Raw genomic sequence first — 24,105 nt, 5'->3', positions numbered from 1 at the left:
GCACCTTACCAGACAGGTGCATTATGTCTTCTTATTCTCTTTCTCTGCCGCAAGCGCGGAATGTTCATCTGGCTGCACAGGGCCTGCTGCAGCCGCCTCGACGTAAGGCGCAGTTTAGCGACCTCGTTAATGCTGTGCGGCAAATGTCTTTGTTGCAGATTGACACCATCAATGTAGTGGCTCGCAGTCCTTATCTGGTACTTTTTAGCCGCCTTGGCGACTATCCGCAGAGCTGGCTGGAAGAGGCCTTATCGACCGGCAAGCTTTTTGAGTACTGGGCGCACGAAGCCTGCTTCATTCCATCCGAAGACTATCCTTTGCTGCGCCATCGCATGCTTTCGCCAGAAAATATGGGCTGGAAATATAATCAGCAGTGGGTGAACACATGGCAGCAGGAAATTACACAGCTTCTGGCCCATATTGAAAAGCACGGGCCAGTCAGATCGGCCGACTTTGCCGCGCCTGAAGGACAAAAGTCCGGCTGGTGGTCGTGGAAGCCGCACAAACGTCACCTGGAAAACTTGTTTACCTCTGGCGAGCTGATGGTTGTTGAGCGCCGTAACTTTCAGCGCGTTTACGATTTGCGTCAGCGCGTGCTTCCCGAGTGGGATGATGCTGTTCACGCACTCAGCGAAAACGACGCCGTCATGCAAATGTTGCGTAACAGCGCGCGCAGCCTGGGCATATTTCGCCCGGCCTGGCTTGCTGATTATTATCGGCTTAAGCGCGCGCCGGTAAAAGAAGCGCTGGGCGAATGGCTGAGTAGCGGTGAGGTGGTGCCGGTAGAAGTTGAAACGCTGGGGCTATGCTATCTGCATTGTTCACAGCTACCGATACTGCAAACTGACCCTGAAGCTACCTGCACAACGCTGCTTTCACCTTTTGATCCGGTTGTATGGGATCGCAAGCGTGCGCTGGAGCTGTTTGATTTTAACTATCGGCTGGAATGCTATACGCCAGAAGCAAAGCGCCAGTATGGCTATTTTGTGTTACCGATTTTGCATCGCGGCGCGCTGAAAGGCCGTGTTGATGCCAAAATGCTACGTAAAGAAAAAAGACTACTGGTAAAGCAGCTGTGGCTGGAAGCGGGAGTAAAGATAAATGCTTCGCTACTGAACGATTTGCGCCAGGCCATTACGCGTTTTGCTCGCTGGCAGGGAGCCGAAACAGTTCTTTTATCTCATCTGCCGCGCGAAGCCAGCGACATGCCGCTGGAATGGACAATATAAAGCGTCCGGGGAGGTTAACCGCTCATGGAAGAGCTATGATATTCTAACGCTCTGTCTGACCGGATCCACCAGGGAGATACCATGGATCATCGTTTACTCGAAATCGTCGCTTGTCCGGTTTGTCACGGCAAGCTGTATTACAATAAAGATCAGCAGGAGCTTATCTGTAAGCCTGATGGTCTGGCTTATCCGGTACGTGACGGCATCCCCGTGCTGTTAGAAACCGAAGCGCGTTCGCTGTCGCTGGAAGAGACTCATCCATGAGTTTTATCGCGATTATTCCGGCACGTTATGCTTCCACACGGCTGCCGGGAAAGCCGCTAATCGATATTCACGGCAAGCCGATGATTGTTCACGTCATGGAGCGAGCTCGCGAATCCGGTGCGGAACGTGTGATTGTAGCAACGGACAATGATGACGTCGCGCGTGCGGTAGAAGCCGCTGGCGGAGAAGTCTGTATGACCCGGTCCGACCATCAGTCCGGTACGGAAAGGCTGGCTGAAGTTATTGAAAAATATCAGTTTGCTGACGATGCACTCATTGTAAATGTGCAGGGTGATGAACCGATGATCCCACCGGTTATCATTCGTCAGGTCGCTGATAATCTGGCGAAAAGCAGTGCCGGGATGGCGACGCTGGCCGTGCCGGTCACGTCAGCAGAAGAGGCGTTTAATCCTAACGCGGTAAAAGTGGTCAGAGATGCCCAGGGCTATGCGCTCTACTTCTCTCGCGCCACTATTCCGTGGGATCGTGAACGTTTTGCTCGCTCAAAGGAAACCGTTGGCGACAACTTTTTGCGCCATATCGGTATTTATGGCTACCGCGCGGGCTTTATCCGCCGTTATGTCAGCTGGGAAACCAGCCCGCTGGAGCAAATTGAGCTACTGGAGCAGCTGCGCGTGCTGTGGTACGGCGAAAAAATTCACGTCGACGTCGCGCAGGCTATTCCGGGTGCTGGCGTCGATACGCCGGAAGACCTGGAACTTGTCCGGGCAGCTATGCAGTAACTTTTCAGGGCCGGCCGCGGCCCTTTTTCTCTGCTTCTTACACCAGGTTTAACAATGGCCCGCAACCAGGAGCAGCAGATGAAACAACTTCTTTCCGAGCTTTCCACGGTACTTGGCGAAACGTTAAGCCGTCTTGAATGTATTAGCCAGCAACCCTATGCCAGCCTTTACTCGTTATATGACGGCAAAGGTCATTCGTTGCCGCTGGTGGCAAAATATTACACCGCCCGGGGTATTGCCTCCCAGGAAGCCTACAAATTGTCGATGCTGGGCCGGGAAAGTACGGTGCGTATGCCAACGGTCTACGGCATGATGGTTAGTCAGCAAACGCCTCAACACGAAGTGTTGCTGATGGAAAGAATGGGCGGCGTATCGGTAGAAGCGCCAACGCGTACGCCTGAGCGCTGGCTACAGCTACAGGATCAGATTGTCGCCGCGCTGCTGGCCTGGCACCGCATTGATAGTCACGGCCTCGTTGGCACGGTAGACAGTACCCAGGAAAACAACTGGCCCGCATGGTACAAGCAGCGAGTAGAGATCTTATGGTCCACGCTGGGCTATATGCGCCCGGAACGCCTGTCGATGGAAGATCACCGTTTCCTTTTCCGCTGCCGGCAAAGCCTGTGCTCTTTTTTCACCGATTTTGACGATCCCTGCGTGCTGGTGCACGGCAACCTTTCGCTGCAAAGCATGATGAAGGAAGCCTGGAGCGACCAGCTGCTTTCAATGGTCAATCCGGGCACGATATTGTGGGCACCGCGTGAATATGAGTTATTCAGGCTGTGTGAGGAAGGCCAGCCCGAGGCGCTGCTGTTTCACTATCTACAGCGCGCGCCCGTGGCGGAAGGCTTTATCGCAAGGCGCTGGCTCTACATGCTCTGGGACGAAATTGACCGGTTAATCCATTCCGGCCAGTTCAGTCGGGAACGCTTCGACCTGGCGATGCGTTCACTGCAGCCCTGGCTCGACTGAAGGCGAGTTTATCCGTTGCCAGATGCGGCCTAAAGTTTCATAAATAGCGCGTTCACTGTGGCCAAGCCAGAGTGAAGAAGGCAGCGCTTTCTCCCAGGGATTAAGCGGCGAGGTAATAGCCAGCTGGTTAGCCGGAGCGGGCAACGGATGCAACCCCTGCTGCTGGAAAAACAGCATCGCGCGCGGCAGATGTGAAGCGGACGTGACCAGCAAGAAAGGGGCAGAGCCAACCACTTTAGCGACCTCGACCGCTTCCTGGCTCGTATCTCGCGGCTTATCCAGGGTGATAATTTCGCTGCCCGGCACGCCCAGCGTCTCTGCCACCCTGGCCGTCACTTCCGCCGAGCTGACAGGATTTCCTTGCGCAGCCGCACCGGTAAAAATCATTTTCGCGCCCGGATTAGCCCGCCATAAGCGGATCCCTTCCACCAGCCTGGGCAAACTATTGTTAATCATATTCGAACCCGGCGCCCATTGCGGATTCCAGGTGTAACCGCCTCCCAGCACCACCACATAATTCACCTTTTGCGCTTTCCGCCACGTAGGAAACTCTTTTTCGAGCGGCGCCAGCAGGCTATCGGCAACCGGCTGAAGACTGATCAGCAACAAAATCAGCCAGGCAGAAGAGAGTATAATTTTCCCGATTTTTTGCCAGCGGCTGAACCAGAGCAGGAAAAGGGCAACCGCCATCAGTAACAACAGCAGCGGCAAGGGCATTAACAGACCACCAATCGCTTTTTTAAGCGTAAAAAACATGGAAAACGCTTCCTTTTGTCCGAAAAAACGCCACCCGAAAGCGAAGCAGTGACGGAAAGGTTCATTCTCCCTCAGTGTATGCCAAAATAGCCGCCGGATTCACCTTTTGCCCAGCCCGGAGCCCGCTTATGCAGGATCGCAACTTTGACGATATCGCGGAAAAATTTTCGCAAAATATCTACGGCACAACCAAAGGCCGTATCCGCCAGGCCATCGTCTGGCAGGAGCTTGACGAAATTTTAGCCATGCTGCCGCAAAGACCGTTAAAAGTGCTGGATGCAGGCGGCGGCGAAGGGCAAACCAGCTGCGGGCTTGCCAGCCTGGGGCATCAGGTTTTACTCTGCGATTTATCTGAAGAAATGCTGCAGCGGGCGCGTCTTCATGCCGAAGAAAAAGGCGTGAGCAGCAACATGCAGTTTAAACAAATCAGCGCGCAGCAAGCAGGCCAGCATTTGGATCGGCCGGTCGATCTGGTATTGTTTCACGCTGTGCTGGAATGGGTTGCGGAGCCGGAAGCGGTACTGGCCGCTTTGTACGATGCCCTTGCGCCAGGCGGCGTGCTCTCGCTGATGTTCTACAACGTCAACGGGCTGATGATGCAGACGCTGGTACTGGGTAATTTCGGCTATATGCAGGCCGATCTGCGCAAAAGAAAGCGTAAGACCCTGTCGCCAGACTATCCGCGTGAACCGGAGCAGGTTTATCGCTGGCTGGAGCAAGCCGGCTTTATCGTCGGCAATAAGACCGGCGTGCGCGTTTTTCATGACTATATGCGTGATAAACAGAAGCAAACGGAAAGATTTGAAGAAGTTCTGGCGCTGGAAAAGCGTTTTTGCCGCCAGGAACCATTTTTAAGTTTGGGTCGCTATATCCACGTAACAGCGCAAAAGCCCATAAAGGACCAAGCATGAGTGAATTTTCCCAGACAGTACCGGAGCTGGTTGCATGGGCGCGAAAAAACGATTTTTCCGTCTCGCTGCCTACCGAACGTCTGGCTTTTTTACTGGCAATTGCCACGCTTAACGGCGAGCGCATGGACGGTGAGATGAGCGAAGGCGAACTCACAGACGCCTTTCGTCACGTCAGCGAAGGATTTGAACAGACCAGCGAAACCGTCAGCGTCCGCGCGAATAACGCGATTAACGATATGGTGCGACAGCGTCTGCTTAACCGCTTTACCAGCGAGCACGCAGAAGGCCACGCTATCTATCGCCTGACGCCGCTCGCTATCGGCATTACCGACTATTACATTCGCCAGCGGGAATTTTCCACGCTGCGGCTTTCCATGCAGCTCTCTATCGTGGCTGGCGAGCTCAAGCGTGCGGCGGATGCGGCAGAGGAAGATGGCGATGATTTTCACTGGCACCGCAACGTTTTTGCGCCGCTTAAATATTCCGTGGCGGAAATCTTTGACAGCATTGATATCACCCAGCGCATCATGGATGAGCAGCAGCAGGCGGTAAAAGATGATATCGCCCAGCTGCTGAATAAAGACTGGCGCGCCGCTATCTCCAGCTGCGAAATGCTGTTGAACGAAACGTCCGGCACGCTACGTGAGCTTCAGGATACGCTGGAAGCGGCGGGCGATAAGCTGCAGGCGAACCTGTTACGCATTCAGGATGCCACGCTGGGCAGTCCGGATCTTGGCTTTATCGACAAGCTGGTGTTCGACCTGCAAAACAAGCTGGACCGTATTATCAGCTGGGGCCAGCAGGCCATCGACCTGTGGATTGGTTACGACCGCCACGTGCACAAATTTATTCGTACCGCCATCGATATGGATAAAAATCGCGTCTTCGCGCAGCGCCTGCGTCAATCTTTGCAAACCTATTTTGATAAACCCTGGGCATTAACCTACGCCAATGCCGAGAGGCTGTATGACGTCCGTGATGAAGAGCTGGCGTTGCGTAATGAAGAAGTCACGGGCGAGCTGCCTTCCGAACTGGAATATGAAGAGCTGAGCGAAATTCGCGAGCAGCTGGCGGCCATGATTGAAGAAGCGCTGGCTATTTATAAAGCCCAACAAAAACCGCTCAACCTGGGCCTGGTCATGCGTGACTATCTGGCGCAGTACCCGCGAGCCCGCCACTTTGACGTGGCAAGAATTGTCGTCGATCAGGCCGTGCGTTTAGGCGTCGCCGAAGCTGATTTTTCCGGTCTGCCCGCAGAGTGGCAGGCCATTAATGATTACGGAGCCAAGGTACAGGCGCATGTCATCGATAAATATTGAACAAGTCATGCCGGTTAAGCTGGCGCTGGCGCTGGCTAACCCGCTTTTCCCTGCGCTGGACAGCCAGCTGCGTGCGGGCCGCCATATCGGCATTGAAGAGCTGGATAATCACGCGTTTCTGATGGATTACCAGGAATATCTGGAAGAGTTTTATCTGCGTTATAACGTAGAACTGATCCGCGCGCCGGAAGGTTTTTTCTATCTGCGCCCGCGCGCCAGCACGCTGATTGCGCGTTCGGTACTCTCCGAGCTGGATATGATGGTAGGTAAAATTCTTTGCTATCTCTACCTCAGTCCCGAGCGTCTGGCCAATGAAGGCATCTTTACCCAGCAGGAACTCTACGACGAACTGCTGGCGCTGGCCGATGAAAGCAAGCTGCTGAAGCTGGTTAACCAGCGCTCAACCGGTTCCGATCTGGATCGCCAGAAGCTTCAGGAAAAAATGCGCGCTTCGCTGACGCGTTTGCGCCGCCTGGGCATGGTGTGGTTTATGGGCCATGACAGCAGCAAATTTCGCATTACTGAATCCGTTTTCCGCTTTGGGGCAGACGTGCGCAGCGGAGACGATGCTCGCGAAGCACAGCTGAGAATGATCAGAGACGGCGAAGCGATGTTTACACAAGCAGATGAAAGCGAAGAAAGCCATGAAGCCGCTCAGGCGGAGGAAGAAGAATGATTGAACGCGGAAAATTTCGCTCCCTGACGCTGATTAACTGGAACGGTTTCTTTGCCCGAACTTTTGATCTTGACGAGCTGGTCACCACGCTGTCCGGCGGAAACGGTGCCGGTAAATCTACCACGATGGCTGCTTTTGTCACCGCGCTGATCCCCGATCTTACGCTGTTGCACTTTCGTAATACCACGGAAGCGGGCGCAACGTCCGGCTCGCGCGACAAAGGTCTACACGGCAAACTGAAACCGGGCGTTTGTTACGCAGCGCTGGACGTCGTCAATTCGCTGCATCAGCGAGTGATTGTGGGCGTACGTTTGCAGCAGGTTGCTGGCCGCGATCGCAAAGTCGATATCCGACCTTTTAGCATCCACGGTTTGCCAACCTCAATTAATCCGACGGAAATTCTGACCGAGACGGTCAATGCCCGTCAGGCTCGCGTTCTGCCGCTTAGCGAACTGAAAGAGAAGTTCGAAGCGATGGAAAGCGTACAGTTCAAACAGTTTAACTCCATCACCGAATATCACTCGCTGATGTTCGATTTGGGAATAGTGGCGCGGCGTCTGCGCACGGCTTCTGACCGCAGCAAATATTATCGTTTGATCGAAGCTTCGCTGTACGGCGGCATCTCCAGCGCTATTACGCGCTCGCTGCGTGACTATCTGCTGCCGGAAAACAGCGGCGTGCGTAAAGCTTTCCAGGATATGGAAGCGGCGCTGCGTGAAAACCGTATGACGCTGGAAGCCATCCGCGTTACGCAATCCGATCGCGACCTGTTTAAGCACCTGATATCAGAAGCGACCAGCTACGTTGCTGCCGACTATATGCGCCACGCCAATGAGCGGCGTATTCATCTTGACGGCGCAATGCAGCAGCGTAGCGAGCTGTTTGGTAGCCGCAAGCAGCTGGCCGCCGAACAGTATCGCCATGTGGAAATGGCGCGCGAGCTGGCAGAGCACACCGGGGCGGAAAGCGATTTAGAAACGGATTACCAGAGCGCCAGCGACCACCTGAACCTGGTGCAGACAGCCATGCGCCAGCAGGAAAAAATCGAGCGCTACGAAGGCGATATCGATGAACTGACCTATCGGCTTGAAGAGCAAAATGAAGTCGTTGCCGAAGCGCGCGAACGCCATGAAGACAACGAAGCGCGTGCGGAAGCGGCCGAGCTGGAAGTGGACGAGCTGAAGAGCCAGCTGGCCGACTATCAGCAAGCGCTGGACGTGCAGCAGACGCGCGCTATTCAATACCAGCAGGCGCTTGGCGCCCTGCAGCGCGCGCAGGAAATCTGCCGGCTTGGCGAGCTGAATATCGACAATGCTCAGGAGTGGCAGGAAACGTTCCGGGCTAAAGAGCAGGAAGCGACCGATAAGCTGCTGCAGCTGGAACAGAAAATGAGCGTTGCGCAGGCCGCGCACAGCCAGTTTGAGCAGGCTTTTGAACTGGTTGCGCGTATTGCCGGGCCGGTGAGCCGCAGCGAAGCTTATCAAACCGGACGTGAACTCCTGCGCGACGCCAGCAATCAGCGCTACCATGCAGAGCAACTGCAATCGCTGCGTTCGCGCCTGTCCGAAATGGAACAGCGTCTGCGCGAGCAGCAGGAGGCCGAACGTTTGCTGAACGAATTCTGCAAACGGTACGGTCAGCAATATGAACCACAAGAGCTGGAAGCCTTACAGTTCGAACTGGAAGCCCGTATTGAGCAGCTCTCCGAAAGCGTGGCGGACGCTGGCGAGCGCCGCATGGTGATGCGGCAGGAGCTGGAGCAGGTGCGTGAACGTATTGCACGCCTGACCAGACAGGCACCGCAGTGGCTGAACGCGCAGGAAATTCTGACGCAGCTGCGTGAACAAACGGGGCAGTCGCTGGAAAACAGCCAGCAGGTTACCGAGCACATGCAGCAACTGCTGGAGCGCGAACGCGAAACCACCGTTGAACGTGACGAAGTTGCCGCGCGCAAACGTGACGTTGAAAACCAGATTGAACGGTTGAGCCAGCCTGGCGGCTCTGAAGACGCGCGTCTGAATCACCTTGCCGAACGTTTTGGCGGGGTTTTGCTGTCAGAAATTTATGACGACGTCACCATTGAAGACGCACCGTACTTCTCCGCGCTATATGGCCCGGCACGCCACGCTATCGTGGTACCCGATCTGTCGCTGGTGCGTGAGCTGCTGGACGGGCTGGAAGAGTGCCCGGAAGATCTTTACCTGATTGAAGGCGATCCGCAGTCTTTCGATGACAGCGTATTTAACGTCGAAGAGTTACAAAAAGCGGTCGTGGTCAAAGCAGGCGATCGTCAGTGGCGCTATTCCCGTTTTCCCAAAGTTCCGCTGTTTGGTCGCGCCGCGCGTGAAAACCAGCTGGAACTGCTGCGCGCAGAGCGGGAAACGCTGGCGGAACGCTACGCCACGCTCTCCTTTGACGTGCAGAAAACGCAGCGCCTGCATCAGGCATTCAGCCGCTTTATCGGTGGACATATCGGCGTCGCTTTTGAAGCAGATCCGGAAGCGGAAATTCGTCAGCTGAACGGCCGTCGTGGCGAACTGGAACGCGCTATTAGCGCGCACGAAAGTGAAAACCAGCAGCAGCGCCAGCAGTTTGATCAGGCTAAAGAGGGCGTGGCTCAGCTCAACCGGCTGATGCCGCGCGTCAATTTATTGCTGGACGAAACGCTGCAGGATCGCTACGAAGAAATTCTGGAAAGGCTGGATGAAGCTCAGGAAGCTGCACGTTTCCTGCAGCAGCACGGTACCAATCTGGCAAAACTGGAGCCGCTGATTGCGGTACTGCAAAGCGATCCGGAGCAGCACGAGCAGCTCAAACAGGACTATCAGCAGGCACAGCAGGTACAGCGCGATGCTCGCCAGCAGGCTTTTGCTATCACCGAGGTGGTACAGCGCCGCGCGCACTTTAACTATGCTGATTCGGCAGGCATGCTTGATGGCAACAGCGATCTGAATGAAAAACTACGCCGTCGTCTTGAGCAGGCTGAAGCAGAACGCGCACGCGCACGCGAGCAGCTGAGAGGCCATCAGGCGCAGCTGACGCAGTATTCGCAGGTGCTGGCCTCATTGAAAAGTTCTTACGATGCCAAGCGCGATATGTTGAAGGAACTGCTCCAGGAGATGCAGGATATTGGCGTGGCCGCCGATGCTAGCGCAGAAGAGCGGGCGCGCATTCGTCGTGACGAACTCTATGCCGCGCTGAGCAATAACCGCAGCCGCCGCAATCAGCTGGAGAAACAGCTTACCTTCTGTGAAGCCGAGATGGACGCGCTACAGAAAAAACTGAAGCGCGTCGAGCGCGACTATCATCAAAGCCGCGAGCAGGTCGTTAACGCGAAAGCTGGCTGGGTAGCCGTACTGCGCATGGTTAAAGACAACGGCGTCGAACGTCGACTGCATCGTCGTGAGCTTGCCTATCTGGGCGGTGACGAGCTGCGCTCAATGTCGGATAAAGCGCTGGGTGCGCTACGTCTGGCGGTCGCCGATAATGAGCATCTGCGCGATATCCTTCGCCTGTCGGAGGATCCAAAACGGCCAGAACGGAAGATTGAGTTCTTTATTGCCGTCTACCAGCATCTGCGCGAGCGTATCCGTCAGGATATTATCCGCACGGACGATCCGGTAGAAGCGATTGAGCAGATGGAAATCGAGCTAAACCGTCTGAGCGAAGAGCTAACCGCCCGTGAACAGATGCTTGCTATCAGTTCCCGCAGCGTAGCGAATATCATTCGTAAAACTATTCAGCGCGAGCAAAACCGTATTCGCCAGCTGAACCAGGGCTTACAGAACGTCAGCTTCGGTCAAGTTCAGAGCGTGCGCCTGAATGTAAACGTACGGGAGACGCACGCTACGCTGCTGGACGTGCTTTCCGAACAGCATGAACAGCATCAGGATCTTTTTAAAAGCCAGCGATTGACCTTCTCGGAGGCGCTGGCGAAGCTTTACCAGCGACTCAATCCGCAGATTGATATGGGACAGCGCACGCCGCAAACTATCGGCGAAGAGCTGCTGGATTACCGTAACTATCTCTCTATGGAGGTTGAGGTTAACCGTGGTTCCGATGGCTGGCTGCGCGCCGAGAGCGGGGCGCTTTCAACAGGAGAGGCTATCGGTACAGGTATGTCGATTCTGGTTATGGTAGTGCAAAGTTGGGAAGAAGAATCCCGCCGCCTGCGTGGTAAAGATATCTCGCCGTGCCGCCTGCTGTTCCTTGATGAGGCCGCGCGTCTGGATGCCAAATCCATTGCCACGCTGTTTGAACTTTGTGACCGTCTTGAAATGCAGCTGATTATTGCGGCACCGGAAAATATCAGCCCGGAAAAAGGTACTACCTATAAGCTGGTGCGTAAGGTAATTAATAATACCGAACACGTTCACGTTGTCGGCCTGCGTGGTTTTGCGGCAGAACCCACGACCGCGAACGCCTCTGAGGAAGCGACCGCCGGGCAGCTGACTTCCTGACGGGAATAGCACAAAATAATCGGCGACGGATATAGCAAAAATCAGGTCGCCGATCTACTCTCTTCAACGGCATTTGTGACCTCAACGCAAATGCCGTTTTCTTTTCTATACTTATAACAATAGTTAATCAGGGCTATCGTTCATACAGACCCGTTAAAGGAGGCAAGGGATGTTGCTGACAGGATCGAATTTAAAAAAATTAAGCGCAGGTCTGTTTTTGACACTGGTTGTTGGCTCAGCTAATGCCGCCGTCAGGCATGCGGCTACCTCAACGTCGGCTGTTCACGCGCAGTCAGAGTTACAGTCGCTGTTTGCCAGCGGCTACAAACCCTTTTATCAGCAAATGCTAACCTCGCTTTATGCTGCCAGGCATATGCAGCCAATGTGGCAGGATCGGCAGGCCGTTAAACAATTTCAGCAACAGCTGGCAGAGGTTGCGCTTTCTGGCGTACAGCCGCAGTTCACGCAATGGGTGAAAATGTTGACCGACCCTTCGGTAAGCGGCATGAAACGAGATGTCGTGTTATCGGACGCGATGCTGGGCTACTTACAGTTTGTGGCAGCTGTACCCACTAAAGGGGAGACGTGGCTTTATAGCAACGTGCCCTATAAGCTTGAAACGCCTGCTATGTCTGCGATCAATCAGTGGCAGCGGGCGGTTGAGCATGGGTCGCTGGACGTTTTTGTTGCTTCCCTGGCTCCCCAGCATCCGCAGTACGTCAGAATGCATCAGGCGTTAAAAGCGCTGCTGGCAGATAACCGTGCCTGGCCGCAGCTCACTGACAGGCAGAGTCTGCGGCCGGGACAACTGAGTGATGACGTGCCGGCGCTGCGAGAAATTTTACAGCGCAGTAATATGCTGACGGCTAACAGCGATACGCCAAAACCGGATGACGATGTGGTTCCAACCACGCCAGTGCCTGCGTCCGTAGTGGATGAGGATGCGGCAGTGCAGCCATCTTCTACGGCTGCTAATGGCGACGCTGTAGCCGGGTCTTCCGCCTCGGCTGCAAATAGCGACGCGGTAGTCAGTCCTTCAGCTTCCATTGCCGATCGGGCACCGCAGCCAAATACGCCTGAGCTGGTGGGTCACGTACAAACTGCTGCACCGGTCAACCCTGCCCATGTCTATTCAGAAGAGCTGGTGGAAGGGGTTAAACGCTTTCAGCGCTGGCAGGGACTTGAGGCGGATGGCGTTATTGGTCCACGCACTCGCGAATGGCTGAACGTATCGCCTCAGCTACGCGCTTCACTGCTGGCTTTGAACATACAGCGGTTGCGACTACTGCCTGATGACATGCATAACGGCATCATGGTCAATATTGCCAACTATTCGCTGATTTACTATTTGAACGGCAGTCAGATCCTTTCTTCCCGAGTAATTGTTGGGCGACCAGATCGTAAAACCCCGCTGATGCGTAGTGCGCTCAATAATGTCGTGCTGAATCCGCCGTGGAACGTGCCTACCACCCTGGTGCGTCAGGATATTGTTCCAAAGGTTAAGCAAGATCCGGGTTACCTGTATAAACACAATTATACGCTGCTTTCCGGCTGGAGCAGCGATGCGGAAGTCATCGATCCTTCGATGATTGACTGGCGGATGATTTCGGCAGCTTCGTTCCCTTACCGGATACGACAGGCGCCTGGCGCGACCAACTCGCTTGGCCGTTACAAATTTAATATGCCAAGTTCAGATGCTATCTATCTGCACGATACGCCTAACCATAATCTGTTCCAGAAAGACATTCGCGCGCTAAGCTCTGGCTGTGTGCGCGTCAATAAAGCTTCGGATCTGGCTAATCTGCTTCTGCAGGATGCAGGATGGAACGATACGCGCATTTCCAGTACCCTGAAGCAGGGGGATACGCGTTATGTCGCTATCCGTCACCATATTCCGGTCAATCTTTATTATCTGACGGCCTGGGTAGCAGACGATGGCAGGACGCAGTATCGAACAGATATTTACAATTATGACCTGACTGCCCGCTCCGGTGCGCAGGTGTTGACAAAGGCTGGTCAATTATTGCTCTAGTAATTGATTCTTCAGGTTTTACTCAACTGTAGTTCGATCGTCCTGCAAAACGGGCACGACAATCACTCCCTGAATTGCCGTGCCCGTCACGTTTCGTTGGTTGACGCCGCATTTTTACCCGGTTAAGGTTCCCGACGGTGAATGTTTCCACCGTTTTTAAAACTTGCCGGGTAACACAGATTAATGGATAAATTCAACTCACATCGCCGTAAATTACTGGCTCTGGGCGGCGCGGCATTAGGCTTATCGCTCCTTCCCGGACAGGCTTTTGCTTCGCTTTCTACTTCGCGTCCCCGCGTTCTGACGCTAAATAATTTACATACCGGCGAAAGCCTTAAGACTGAGTTCTTTAATGGCAAAAGCTACGATAAAGATGAGTTAACACGCCTGAACCATTTTTTCCGTGACTATCGTGCCAACCAGATCAAGAGCATCGACCCCCATCTTTTTGACCAGCTGTACCGCCTGCAGGCTCTGCTTGATACGCGTAAACCCGTCCAGCTTATTTCTGGCTATCGTACGCTGGCCACCAACAATTCACTACGTGAACGCGGTAGCGGTGTTGCTAAACACAGCTATCACACCCAGGGCCAGGCGATGGATTTCCATATTGAAGGAATTGCTCTGAGCAATATTCGCAAAGCTGCGCTTTCCATGAGGGCGGGCGGTGTAGGATACTATCCGCGAAGCAACTTTGTGCATATTGATACCGGGCCGACAAGGCACTGGTAAAAATCCTGGCGTGTCGGGATTAATGGAGCCCTATGAATTATGAAATTATTCCGGTAACGGCTTTTTCGCAGAACTGCTCGTTGATTTGGTGTCCGACTACCTTACAGGCAGCGATTGTCGATCCGGGTGGTGATGCGGAGAAGATACGGGCGCAGGTCACTGAAAAAGGCGTAACGGTCACGCAGATCCTGCTGACGCATGGCCATCTGGATCACGTTGGCGCGGCGGCCGAGCTGGCGGCTTTTTATGCCGTTCCCGTTATCGGGCCGCATAAAGCCGACGCTTTCTGGCTGGAGGGTTTGCCAACGCAGAGCCAAATGTTTGGCTTCCCTGAATGCGCACCGCTAACGCCCGATCGCTGGCTGGATGAAGGCGAAGTTGTACACACCGGCGATATCTCGCTGGAAGTCTTACTCTGTCCGGGACATACGCCGGGCCATATTGTCTTTTTCGATCGGGTCTCGCGGCTGTTGATTTCCGGCGACGTTATTTTTAGCGGTGGCGTAGGCCGTACCGATTTCCCTCAGGGTAGCCATACCGATCTGATTGATGCCATTAAGCGTAAGCTTTTACCCCTTGGCGATGACGTAACTTTTTTGCCAGGCCATGGCCCGATCTCTACACTTGGGCGCGAACGGATTTCTAACCCTTTTCTTCAGTAGCAATATCTTCATTTTCATTAAAGACTGCATAAAAAAGCCTGCCCGGTGCAGGCTTTTTTTACATTATTTAGCTTTGCTTCAGACCTGCCTTTACAACACGGCGGCAATGGCTTCACACAGCGGAGCCATATTATCCGGCGTCATGCCTGCCACGTTCACACGTCCTGAATTAACCGCGTAAACGCCAAACTCTTCGCGCAGTCGGATAACCTGTTCTTTAGTCAGCCCGCTGAAAGAGAACATGCCGTTTTGGTTGATGATAAAGCTGAAATCACCTTTAGCACCTTTTTCCTGTAGCGTATTCACGAACAGCTGGCGCATGCGATGGATGCGCTGACGCATATCGGTCAGCTCCTGTTCCCAAAGCGTACGCAGCGAGTCATTACTTAGAATCGTTGCTACTACCGCAGCGCCATGAGCCGGCGGGTTGGAGTAGTTAGCGCGAATAGTTGCCTTAACCTGACTAAATGCAACGTCCGCGACGTCCGCCGTGCTGGCCACCAGGGTGAAAGCACCGACGCGCTCGTTGTAAAGGCCAAAGTTCTTTGAGTAAGAGCTGGCGACAATCAGTTCTTTGTGACCAGCGGCAAAAATACGCAGGCCTTCCGCATCTTCTTCCAGACCGCGAGCAAAGCCCTGGTAAGCGAAATCAAACAGCGGCAACCAGCCGTTGGCCAGTGAAAGTTCTGCCAGCTTGTGCCACTGCTCAGCGGTAGGATCGATGCCGGTTGGGTTATGACAGCAACCATGGAAGAGTACGACGTCGCCCGCTTTGGCTTCACGTAGCGCGTTCAGCATGCCGTCGAAATCCAGCGCATGATTAGCCGCGTCATAATACTGATATTCACAGACTTCCAGACCCGCTGCCTGAAAGACATTTTTATGGTTTGGCCAGCTTGGGTTGCTCACCCAGATACGCTTTGCGCTGGTCTGTGAAGCAATAAAATCAGCGGCAATACGCAGCGCGCCAGTACCGCCCGGCGTCTGGGCCGTGCGGGCACGTTTTTCGTTCAGGATAGCGTTATCGTTGCCGAAAAGCAGCGCCTGCGTACACTGGCCAAAATCAGCCAGGCCGTCAATGCTGAGGTAATTTTTCGTGGTTTCGTTTTCCAGCAGATACTGTTCGGCTTTTTTCACGCTGGTCAGTACCGGCGTTTTACCGGTTTCATCTTTATAAACGCCGATGCCCAGATTGATTTTATCAGGACGATCGTCTGCGCGGAAAAGATCGGCTAAGCCAAGAATAGGATCTGCAGGTGCAGCTGAAATACGTTCAAACATAGTGGAAGTCCGTTATAACCCGAAACGAAGTGGTTATTCAGGGTAACGCCAGCAGAAAAAAATTGCTAACCGTTTGCGTTAAAAAAATGGGTACGATGCCGCAGGCAAAAGAAGCAGAGGTGCCTGACTGGAAAAGGGTAGCTGTCAGCTTTAATCAACCTTTGCGGCATCAAAATACTGGCCAATGCTTATAGCCAGTGAAAGCCTTTTGCCATAATGCTGGAAAGACCTAATGCGACCATAATTAACGCGCTGAACATGAGACGGAAATCAGACCGCATATCTTTGCGCACGTCTCTTATCTCGTCACGAACGTCTTTTATTTCACCGCGGACATCTTTTATCTCACCGCGGACATCTTTTATCTCACTACGGACATCTTTTATCTCAACACGAACATCCTTAAGCTCATTTCTGATTTCGGTTACATCATGCCTGAGCCAGTCGATGTGGGTTTCGACTCTGACAAAGCGGCCATGGGAAATTTCTTCCTGCAGCTTTGCTTCGCCTGGCTTTTCTGAAAGGTTAAGTACCAGTGGGGAAATCATATCCATATAAAAGCTCCTTCTCCTGAACGGTGTTGATTTTTTCACCTTTCCTGCATGTCGGCAATACTTTTTCTGACGCTTTTCAAGGTTTGCGGGCTGGCTCGAAATATGATGAAAGAGCAGGGAGTCATTGCATGAACGGGATAAAATGATTGGCCTGAAATGCGGACGCAGCAAATGCTATTGGAGGTATTGAAGGTATTGAAGGTATTGAAGGTATTGAAGGTATTGAAGGTATTGAAGGTATTGAAGGTATTGAAGGTATTGAAGGTATTGAAGGTATTGAAGGTATTGAAGGTATTGAAGGTATTGGAAAGCTTATGGTGCTGACAGGAGAAAGCAGACATAAAAAAGCGGGGCCCGAAGCCCCGCTCGATAATACAAGCGTAACGGATTAGAACTGGTAAACCAGACCTACTGCTACGACGTCATCAGTGTTCAGACCCAGAGCGTTGTCGTCATCCAACAGGTTGATCTGGTAGTCAACGTAGGTAGACATGTTTTTGTTGAAGTAGTAGGTGGCACCCACATCAACATATTTGTACAGGTCAACGTCGCCTACGCCTTCGATATCCTTGCCTTTAGACTGTTCGTAGGCAATAGAAGGACGCAGACCGAAGTCGAACTGGTATTGCGCTACGATATCAAAGTTCTGCGCTTTGTTAGCAAAACCGTTCACAGCATTGTCATCATTATCAACAATATTATTGTTAGTAATAAACTGTGCGTTACGGGTTTCGCCGTAGGAAGCTGCCAGGTAGACGTTGTTGGCGTCATATTTCAGCGCGGTAGCCCACTGCTGGGTTTTGTCGCCACGACCATAGAAAGCGCTGTTCTGCGCATCGGTACGATCGCCAGAAGCATAGGCACCGACGATAGCTACGCCAATTGGTGAGGTATAAGAGGTAGAGACACCCCAGCCGTCACCGTTTGAACGACGAATGTCGTCACGATCGTTTTTGCCCTGATACTGTACGGCAAAGTTCCAGCCGTCAACCAGGCCAAAGAAGTTGGTGTTGCGGTAGGTAGCTACGCCGGTAGAACGACCTACCAGGAAGTTATCGGAGTAGCCAGAGTAGCCGCCGAATTCAGGCAGCATATCGGTCCAGCCGATAGCGTCGTAAACTACGCCGTAGTTACGGCCGTAATCAAGAGAGCCATACTCAGCAAATTTCAGACCGGCGAAGCCCAGACGGGTTTTATTACCGTCTTGCGCGTCGGAACCTTCGCTGTTGTTAGCCTGGATGTTGTATTCCCACTGACCATAGCCGGTCAGCATATCATTGATCTGGGTTTCACCTTTGAAACCAAAACGCACGTAGCTCTGGTCGCCATCGTTGCCGCTGTCGTCTGAGAAATAGTGCAGACCATCAACTTTGCCATAGAGGTCCAGCTTGTTGCCGTCTTTGTTATAAATTTCTGCTGCATTGGCTGCACCAGCGGCTAACAGGGCTGGGATAACCAGTGCCAGAATATTGCGCTTCATCATTATTTATTACCCTCATTGGAGTTATCTGGACACCTGCCACTGCCGTCAATAATTCTTTACAGAACTACGATGAGAGTTTGGTGTCTTCCTGTGTCTGCACGCATCTTTCCATTGGCAGTCCGGTTAATCCACCTCGAAAATGCTACAAATATCGAATTTGTGTTTCATAGAGAAAATTTTTGTTTCTATATGTAAATATAGCGGAACTTTGTGAACCATCTCATAATTTGCAAAAATAAAAAAAGGCCAGCGAGGCTGGCCTTAGTTATATATATGAATTTCTTATATTTAATACATAAAATCAGAAGCTGGCGTTGCGCGGCGTTCTTGGGAAGGCAATAACATCCCTGACATTTTGTACGCCGGTAACATAGGCAATCAGGCGTTCAAACCCTAAGCCAAATCCGGAATGGGGCACGGTGCCATAACGACGCAGGTCGCGATACCACCAGTAATCTTCTTTATTCAGACCCATTTCGGCAAGGCGTGCATCCAGCACGTCCAGACGTTCTTCACGCTGTGAACCACCAATGATCTCGCCGATACCGGGTGCCAGCACGTCCATGGCGGCCACGGTTTTTCCGTCATCGTTCAAACGCATATAGAACGCTTTAATGTCCTTCGGATAGTTTTTTACTACCACAGGGGCTTTAAAGTGCTTCTCAGCCAGATAACGCTCGTGTTCTGAAGAAAGGTCAATGCCCCACGAAACCGCGTTTTCAAACTTTTCACCGCAGGCTTTCAGAATTTCAATGGCATCGGTGTAATCGACCTGCGCGAAATCAGTAGTCACAAACTGTTGCAGGCGTGTAATAGCTTCTTTGTCTACGCGCTCGGCAAAGAAAGCCATATCATCCGCGCGCTCTTCCAGTACCGCTTTAAAAACATATTTCAGCATCGCTTCCGCGAGCGCAGCGTTATCTTCGAGATCGGCAAAGGCAACTTCCGGCTCCAGCATCCAGAACTCAGCCAGATGGCGACTGGTGTTAGAATTTTCAGCACGGAAAGTTGGGCCAAAAGTATAGATTTTGGAAATGGCGCTGGCGTAAGTTTCGCCATTCAGCTGCCCGGAAACGGTCAGGAAAGCTTCTTTGCCAAAGAAATCTTCATCGTAATTAACTTTGCCTTCCGGCGTACGCGGCAGATTTTCCATATCCAGCGTGGATACACGGAACATTTCACCCGCGCCCTCTGTATCGGAGGCGGTTATCAGTGGGGTAGAGACCCAGAAAAAGCCCTGCTCGTCAAAGAAACGGTGCAGCGCCTGTGCCAGCGTATGGCGAACGCGAGCGACGGCGCCAATCAGGTTAGTACGTGGACGCAGGTGAGCAACCTCACGCAAATATTCGATACTGTGGCGCTTGGCGGCCATTGGATAAGTATCCGGATCGTCAACCCAGCCGACGACTTCAACCGCGCTGGCCTGGATCTCAAAACTCTGGCCTTCGCCCGGTGATTCAACAACCTTACCGGTGACAACGACAGAACAGCCGGTAGTCAGGCGCAGCACTTCATCCTGATAATTATTCAGAGAATTATTGACGACAGCCTGAACAGGATTAAAGCAGGAGCCATCGTAGACGGCGATAAAGGAAATACCGGCTTTTGAATCTCTGCGGGTACGTACCCAGCCGCGAACGGTGACTTCGCTGTCAACCGCGATCCGGCCTTGCAGTACATCCGCTACAGGCACAACGCTCATAATAAAGTCTCTCTTTTATCAGAATTAAAATTACCCGAAATCGGGGCGATCCTATGTTACTTGCCGACAGACGAGAAACAAGAAGAATTCGTTGTGATGCGGGAGATTTATTACAGAGCTGGCGGCGTAAAGAACAAAGCAGGAAAGAGATACGCTATCTCTTTCCCTTCGTGCTGGGGACTAGCTGGCTTTTTTAACCAGCGGCAAATCGAAAGCCTTACGCAGGGCGCGTACAAAAGCTTTATCCTGGCAAATAGTTTTACCCGGACTATCAGAAAGCTTAGCAACGGGTTTACCGTTACACTCAACCAGTTTAATGACGATATTCAACGGCCTTACCTGAGGTATATCGCAAGTTAAACGCGTGCCGATACCAAAAATAACCTCGATTCGCTGGCCAAAATGGCGATAAAGATCCACCGCTTTGTTTAAATCCAGGTTGTCAGAGAAAACCAGCGTTTTGTTTTCAGGATTGATACCCAGCTTTTCATAATGGGCTATCGCTTTTTCACCCCATTCAACAGGATCGCCGGAATCATGCCGCAATCCCTGATAGCTACTGGCAAAGTTCAGGCCGAAGTCACGCAGGAAAGCATCCATAGTGATACAGTCAGTCAGCGCAATGCCTAAACGGTCCGGATATTCTTCCAGCCACGCCTGCAGCGCTGCTCGCTGGCTGTTGGCCAGCACAGGACTGATCTGCTGATGTGCCTGAAACCATTCGTGGGCCTGAGTGCCTACCGGTGCCAGCTGTAGCTGGCGTGCGATGTCATAGTTGCTTGATCCAACCAGCCATGGGAAATCCGTTTTCAGCGTGCTGACGATGCTCATTTGCACATCGCGGGAAAAACGGCGACGCGTACCGAAATCCATAAGCTTAAAGCGGGACATATCCATCCCGGCCGTCAGCGTATTAAATTCGCGCAGCTTGCTGTGCAAACGATCGACGGCAATTGCCGGCGTCGCCTGCGGTGAGCGATGGCGATGTACCACTTCACTGATCAATGCCAGCAGCGGTACCTCCCACATAATGACTTCCAGCCAGGGCCCAGCAATACGAATATCCAGTTTTCCCTGATGATTACGTATACGAACCTGAGAAGGATCATAGCGGAACTGTTTCAGCCATTGCAGATAATCCGCTTTGAAAAAGGGCAGGCCGGCAAGATAGCGGCTTTCTTCTTCGCTAAGCGCTAACGACTGCATCATCGCGACCTGCTGAGCTATTTCAGCAGCATAAATACCTAAAAGATCGTCGCCCCGGCAGCGAAACTCAGCCACCACGGAGACATTCTGATAACGGTGGAATACCGCCTGCTGCATATGCAGTTTATAGGCGTCCGTATCCAGCAGTGTGGTCAGTATCGGGGAAGCATGTCGTGTCATGGTGCGTTTCAGCATCCTCTGGCGAAGAGCGTTATCCCTGGTTGAAAGAGTGTAAATGACGCAGGAGTATAACTTGAATCCTCATTTATTGAACCCGATCACAGCATAATTCCACCGGACAGGTCGAGGGCAATCCGTGCGCTTGTTAAAAAAATGTATTTTTTAACAGCAATTGCCGCCTGGCGCGTCGAATGGACATGGCAACATTCTGCTAAGCGGAATAGACTTGCATTAACTAATTGTCGACGTGAGAAGGACTTATGACGCAACTGCCACAAGCCAAAAATCGCCATGATTACCGGGCGCCAGATTACACCATTACCGATATTGATCTGACGTTTGAACTGGACGCCGCCCTGACCCGAGTGACCGCAGTCAGCCGCGTAAAGCGTCTGGGCCAGGCCGATGCGTCGCTGCGTCTTGACGGGGAAGAGCTCTCGCTGATTTCACTGGAAATCGACGGTCAGCCCTGGACGGATTATGCGCTGGAGGAGGGCAGCCTGATTGTGTATCAGCTGCCTGAAGCCTTTACGATGAAAATCGTCAACGATATTCATCCGGATAAAAACAGCGCGCTGGAAGGTCTCTACAAATCAGGCGAAGCGCTTTGCACCCAGTGTGAGGCGGAAGGTTTTCGTCATATCACGTGGTATCTGGACAGGCCTGACGTGCTGGCACGCTTTACCACTACCCTTATCGCGGAAGAGAAGCTTTATCCTTATCTGCTGGCAAACGGCAACCGCGTTGACGGCGGAGTGGCAAAAAATGGCCGTCACTGGGTCAAGTGGGAGGATCCTTTCCCAAAACCTTGCTATCTGTTTGCGCTGGTTGCGGGCGATTTCGATGTTTTACGCGACAGCTTCATCACACGGTCAGGCCGCAACGTAGCGCTGGAGATTTTTGTCGATCGCGGCAATCTCGATCGTGCCGACTGGGCGATGACCTCGCTAAAAAACAGCATGAAGTGGGATGAAGAAAGGTTCGGCCTTGAATACGATCTGGATATTTTTATGATCGTTGCCGTCGACTTCTTCAACATGGGCGCGATGGAAAACAAAGGGCTAAACGTCTTTAACTCCAAATATGTCCTGGCAAAGGCAGAAACCGCCACCGACAAAGATTACCTGGGCATTGAAGCGGTAATCGGCCACGAATATTTCCATAACTGGACGGGCAACCGCGTTACCTGCCGTGACTGGTTCCAGCTTAGCCTGAAAGAGGGCCTGACGGTCTTCCGCGATCAGGAGTTCAGCTCCGATCTTGGATCCCGTGCCGTTAACCGTATCGACAACGTCCGCATTATGCGTGGCGCGCAGTTTGCAGAAGACGCCAGCCCAATGGCGCATCCGATTCGCCCCGAGCAATTTATTGAAATGAATAACTTCTATACGCTAACCGTGTATGAGAAAGGCTCAGAGGTGATTCGTATGCTGCACACGCTGCTGGGAGAAGAAAACTTCCAGAAAGGCATGAAGCTCTATTTTGAACGTCATGACGGCAGCGCGGCTACCTGCGATGACTTCGTGCAGGCAATGGAAGATGCTTCAAAAATCGATCTTACTCAGTTCCGCCGCTGGTATAGCCAGTCCGGCACGCCCGTATTGTCCGTTCGCGATGACTACAATGCCGAACTGGAACAGTATACGCTGCACGTAACTCAGATGACGCCACCAACAGCCGATCAGAAGCATAAGCTACCTCTGCATATTCCACTGGATATCGAGCTTTATGACGGTGAGGGTAACGTCATTCCGCTACAGCACAACGGCCATCCAGTGCATCATGTGCTGAACGTAACGGAAGAGTTTCAGAGCTTTGTATTCGATAATGTTTATCACCAGCCGATCCCCTCGCTGCTGCGCGAGTTTTCCGCTCCGGTAAAACTGGATTATAACTGGAGCGATACGCAGCTCACTTTCCTGATGCGTCATGCACGCAACGATTTCTCCCGCTGGGACGCGGCGCAAAGTCTGCTTGCTACCCACATCAAACTTAACGTGGCTCGTTATCAGCAAGGCCAGCCGCTCTCTCTGCCGCTGCATGTTGCTGATGCTTTCCGGGCGGTGCTGCTGGAAGAGCATAGCGATCCGGCATTGATGGCGCTGATCCTGACGCTGCCAAGCGAAAATGAGATTGCCGAACTGTTTGACGTTATCGATCCCGTAGCGATTGCGGAAGTTCGTCGTTCGCTGGTGAGCACGCTGGCAACCGAGCTGGCCGATGAATGGCTGGCAGTCTACAATGCCCATCGCATTGACGACTATCGTGTCGATCATGCGGATATTGGCAAACGTGCATTGAGAAATATTTGTCTGCATTATCTGGCTTTCGGCGAAGTGGAGCTAGCCGATAAGTTAATTACGGCACAATTCCACCAGGCGAATAATATGACCGATTCGCTGGCTGCGATGGCCGCTTCCGTTGCTGCGCAGCTACCGTGTCATGAGACCTTACTCACTGAATTTGACGAACGCTGGCATAAAGATGGACTGGTGATGGATAAATGGTTTGCCCTCCAGGCGACCAGTCCGGCACCGGATGTGCTCAGCCGGGTGCGTGCGTTGCTTAGCCATCGCTCGTTTACGCTAAGTAATCCTAACCGAATCCGGTCACTGATTGGTGCTTTCGCTTCCGGTAACCCTGCTGCTTTTCACGCCAGTGACGGCAGTGGCTATCAGTTCCTCGTCGATATTCTGACGGATTTAAATACGCGTAATCCTCAGGTTGCGGCAAGAATGATTGAACCGCTTATTCGCCTGAAGCGTTACGATACCGATCGTCAGGCGCTGATGCGCAGTGCGCTGGAGCAGTTGAAAGGTTTAGATAAACTGTCGGGCGATCTGTATGAAAAAATCAGCAAGGCGTTGACTGCCTGATAGTGATTTTAACGGGTAAAGCAGGCGATATAATTGCCTGCTTTTTTATAAGTCTATTTTCCAGTAA

General features: G+C 52.6%; 18 protein-coding genes. 12 read left to right on the top strand and 6 right to left on the bottom strand.

The features are described from left to right. The first annotated feature begins 23 nt into the window (after nucleotides 1–23). The 4 genes from ACMGGR_RS13780 (at nucleotide 24) to ACMGGR_RS13765 (ending at nucleotide 3,208) form a co-directional block, all read left to right on the top strand. Nucleotides 24–1,229: a winged helix-turn-helix domain-containing protein gene (locus tag ACMGGR_RS13780; protein ID WP_414147120.1), complete on the top strand. Its 1,206-nt coding sequence runs from the start codon at nucleotides 24–26 to the stop codon at nucleotides 1,227–1,229. Between the two features lie 81 nt (nucleotides 1,230–1,310). Continuing rightward, the gene (locus ACMGGR_RS13775) at nucleotides 1,311–1,493 is read left to right on the top strand and encodes a Trm112 family protein (protein WP_246760544.1); all 183 of its coding nucleotides are present in this window, start codon (nucleotides 1,311–1,313) and stop codon (nucleotides 1,491–1,493) included. Then, nucleotides 1,490–2,236, top strand: a complete 747-nt coding sequence (gene kdsB, locus ACMGGR_RS13770; protein WP_414147119.1) for a 3-deoxy-manno-octulosonate cytidylyltransferase — start codon at nucleotides 1,490–1,492, stop codon at nucleotides 2,234–2,236. The genes ACMGGR_RS13775 and kdsB overlap by 4 nt, the downstream gene beginning before the upstream one ends. A 78-nt stretch (nucleotides 2,237–2,314) precedes the next feature. Beyond that, on the top strand, nucleotides 2,315–3,208 hold the full coding sequence (locus ACMGGR_RS13765; protein WP_246760546.1) for a YcbJ family phosphotransferase: 894 nt from the start codon (nucleotides 2,315–2,317) through the stop codon (nucleotides 3,206–3,208). On the opposite strand, the gene elyC is transcribed toward ACMGGR_RS13765, so the two are convergent. Beyond that, nucleotides 3,185–3,964 carry an envelope biogenesis factor ElyC gene (elyC, locus tag ACMGGR_RS13760; protein ID WP_414147118.1) on the bottom strand — a complete coding sequence of 260 codons (780 nt, stop codon included), beginning with the start codon at nucleotides 3,962–3,964 and terminating at the stop codon, nucleotides 3,185–3,187. The genes ACMGGR_RS13765 and elyC overlap by 24 nt on opposite strands. A 128-nt stretch (nucleotides 3,965–4,092) precedes the next feature. Between elyC and cmoM the strand changes: the two genes are divergently transcribed. From cmoM to ACMGGR_RS13725, 7 genes are all read left to right on the top strand, one after another. Next, nucleotides 4,093–4,875 (top strand): tRNA uridine 5-oxyacetic acid(34) methyltransferase CmoM, encoded by a 783-nt coding sequence (gene cmoM / locus ACMGGR_RS13755; protein ID WP_414147117.1) that lies wholly within the window; start codon nucleotides 4,093–4,095, stop codon nucleotides 4,873–4,875. Then, nucleotides 4,872–6,194, top strand: coding sequence for a chromosome partition protein MukF (mukF, locus tag ACMGGR_RS13750; RefSeq protein WP_246760549.1), 1,323 nt, complete (start codon nucleotides 4,872–4,874; stop codon nucleotides 6,192–6,194). The genes cmoM and mukF overlap by 4 nt, the downstream gene beginning before the upstream one ends. After that, nucleotides 6,175–6,870, top strand: coding sequence for a chromosome partition protein MukE (mukE, locus tag ACMGGR_RS13745; RefSeq protein WP_246760550.1), 696 nt, complete (start codon nucleotides 6,175–6,177; stop codon nucleotides 6,868–6,870). The genes mukF and mukE overlap by 20 nt, the downstream gene beginning before the upstream one ends. After that, the gene (gene mukB / locus ACMGGR_RS13740; RefSeq protein WP_414147116.1) at nucleotides 6,867–11,330 is read left to right on the top strand and encodes a chromosome partition protein MukB; all 4,464 of its coding nucleotides are present in this window, start codon (nucleotides 6,867–6,869) and stop codon (nucleotides 11,328–11,330) included. Before mukE ends, mukB begins: the two co-directional genes overlap by 4 nt. Nucleotides 11,331–11,499: 169 nt before the next feature. Then, a complete protein-coding gene (ldtD, locus tag ACMGGR_RS13735; protein ID WP_414147115.1) occupies nucleotides 11,500–13,362 on the top strand; it encodes a L,D-transpeptidase in 1,863 nt (620 codons plus the stop codon). Nucleotides 13,363–13,545: 183 nt separating this feature from the next. Continuing rightward, nucleotides 13,546–14,094, top strand: a complete 549-nt coding sequence (locus tag ACMGGR_RS13730) for a YcbK family protein (RefSeq protein ID WP_246760553.1) — start codon at nucleotides 13,546–13,548, stop codon at nucleotides 14,092–14,094. Between the two features lie 32 nt (nucleotides 14,095–14,126). After that, nucleotides 14,127–14,756: an MBL fold metallo-hydrolase gene (locus ACMGGR_RS13725; protein WP_246760554.1), complete on the top strand. Its 630-nt coding sequence runs from the start codon at nucleotides 14,127–14,129 to the stop codon at nucleotides 14,754–14,756. Between the two features lie 90 nt (nucleotides 14,757–14,846). Here ACMGGR_RS13725 and ACMGGR_RS13720 read toward each other — a convergent pair whose 3' ends face one another. The 5 genes from ACMGGR_RS13720 to pncB all read right to left on the bottom strand — a co-directional run bounded on the left by ACMGGR_RS13720 (nucleotide 14,847) and on the right by pncB (nucleotide 21,162). Then, entirely contained in the window at nucleotides 14,847–16,037 is a 1,191-nt protein-coding gene (locus ACMGGR_RS13720) for an amino acid aminotransferase (RefSeq protein ID WP_246760555.1), read from the bottom strand. A 188-nt stretch (nucleotides 16,038–16,225) separates the two neighbouring features. Then, nucleotides 16,226–16,591, bottom strand: coding sequence for a hypothetical protein (locus ACMGGR_RS13715; RefSeq protein WP_414147114.1), 366 nt, complete (start codon nucleotides 16,589–16,591; stop codon nucleotides 16,226–16,228). A 388-nt stretch (nucleotides 16,592–16,979) separates the two neighbouring features. After that, nucleotides 16,980–18,074, bottom strand: coding sequence for a porin OmpF (gene ompF / locus ACMGGR_RS13710; protein WP_281434629.1), 1,095 nt, complete (start codon nucleotides 18,072–18,074; stop codon nucleotides 16,980–16,982). Nucleotides 18,075–18,375: 301 nt separating this feature from the next. Further along, nucleotides 18,376–19,776, bottom strand: a complete 1,401-nt coding sequence (gene asnS, locus ACMGGR_RS13705) for an asparagine--tRNA ligase (RefSeq protein ID WP_414147113.1) — start codon at nucleotides 19,774–19,776, stop codon at nucleotides 18,376–18,378. A gap of 180 nt (nucleotides 19,777–19,956) precedes the next feature. Next, on the bottom strand, nucleotides 19,957–21,162 hold the full coding sequence (gene pncB / locus ACMGGR_RS13700) for a nicotinate phosphoribosyltransferase (protein ID WP_246760558.1): 1,206 nt from the start codon (nucleotides 21,160–21,162) through the stop codon (nucleotides 19,957–19,959). Between the two features lie 260 nt (nucleotides 21,163–21,422). Between pncB and pepN the strand changes: the two genes are divergently transcribed. After that, on the top strand, nucleotides 21,423–24,038 hold the full coding sequence (gene pepN / locus ACMGGR_RS13695) for an aminopeptidase N (RefSeq protein WP_414147112.1): 2,616 nt from the start codon (nucleotides 21,423–21,425) through the stop codon (nucleotides 24,036–24,038). Nucleotides 24,039–24,105 lie beyond the last annotated feature (67 nt).

The organism is Erwinia sp. BNK-24-b (genome assembly GCF_047456155.1).
In the GTDB taxonomy this organism is placed as follows: domain Bacteria; phylum Pseudomonadota; class Gammaproteobacteria; order Enterobacterales; family Enterobacteriaceae; genus Erwinia; species Erwinia phyllosphaerae.
Note: the sequence above shows the minus strand (reverse complement) of the source record. Positions and strands in the feature narration are given on the sequence as shown.

What these genes read in the sequence shown, in the direction of transcription:
- mukF (WP_246760549.1), top strand. Translation starts at nt 4,872, where the DNA reads ATGAGTGAATTTTCCCAGACAGTACCGGAGCTGGTTGCATGGGCGCGA.
- pncB (WP_246760558.1), bottom strand. Translation starts at nt 21,162, where the DNA reads ATGACACGACATGCTTCCCCGATACTGACCACACTGCTGGATACGGAC.
- ACMGGR_RS13780 (WP_414147120.1), top strand. Translation starts at nt 24, where the DNA reads ATGTCTTCTTATTCTCTTTCTCTGCCGCAAGCGCGGAATGTTCATCTG.
- ACMGGR_RS13725 (WP_246760554.1), top strand. Translation starts at nt 14,127, where the DNA reads ATGAATTATGAAATTATTCCGGTAACGGCTTTTTCGCAGAACTGCTCG.
- cmoM (WP_414147117.1), top strand. Translation starts at nt 4,093, where the DNA reads ATGCAGGATCGCAACTTTGACGATATCGCGGAAAAATTTTCGCAAAAT.
- ldtD (WP_414147115.1), top strand. Translation starts at nt 11,500, where the DNA reads ATGTTGCTGACAGGATCGAATTTAAAAAAATTAAGCGCAGGTCTGTTT.
- ACMGGR_RS13775 (WP_246760544.1), top strand. Translation starts at nt 1,311, where the DNA reads ATGGATCATCGTTTACTCGAAATCGTCGCTTGTCCGGTTTGTCACGGC.
- mukB (WP_414147116.1), top strand. Translation starts at nt 6,867, where the DNA reads ATGATTGAACGCGGAAAATTTCGCTCCCTGACGCTGATTAACTGGAAC.
- ompF (WP_281434629.1), bottom strand. Translation starts at nt 18,074, where the DNA reads ATGATGAAGCGCAATATTCTGGCACTGGTTATCCCAGCCCTGTTAGCC.
- ACMGGR_RS13730 (WP_246760553.1), top strand. Translation starts at nt 13,546, where the DNA reads ATGGATAAATTCAACTCACATCGCCGTAAATTACTGGCTCTGGGCGGC.
- ACMGGR_RS13715 (WP_414147114.1), bottom strand. Translation starts at nt 16,591, where the DNA reads ATGGATATGATTTCCCCACTGGTACTTAACCTTTCAGAAAAGCCAGGC.
- elyC (WP_414147118.1), bottom strand. Translation starts at nt 3,964, where the DNA reads ATGTTTTTTACGCTTAAAAAAGCGATTGGTGGTCTGTTAATGCCCTTG.
- ACMGGR_RS13720 (WP_246760555.1), bottom strand. Translation starts at nt 16,037, where the DNA reads ATGTTTGAACGTATTTCAGCTGCACCTGCAGATCCTATTCTTGGCTTA.
- asnS (WP_414147113.1), bottom strand. Translation starts at nt 19,776, where the DNA reads ATGAGCGTTGTGCCTGTAGCGGATGTACTGCAAGGCCGGATCGCGGTT.
- mukE (WP_246760550.1), top strand. Translation starts at nt 6,175, where the DNA reads ATGTCATCGATAAATATTGAACAAGTCATGCCGGTTAAGCTGGCGCTG.
- kdsB (WP_414147119.1), top strand. Translation starts at nt 1,490, where the DNA reads ATGAGTTTTATCGCGATTATTCCGGCACGTTATGCTTCCACACGGCTG.
- pepN (WP_414147112.1), top strand. Translation starts at nt 21,423, where the DNA reads ATGACGCAACTGCCACAAGCCAAAAATCGCCATGATTACCGGGCGCCA.
- ACMGGR_RS13765 (WP_246760546.1), top strand. Translation starts at nt 2,315, where the DNA reads ATGAAACAACTTCTTTCCGAGCTTTCCACGGTACTTGGCGAAACGTTA.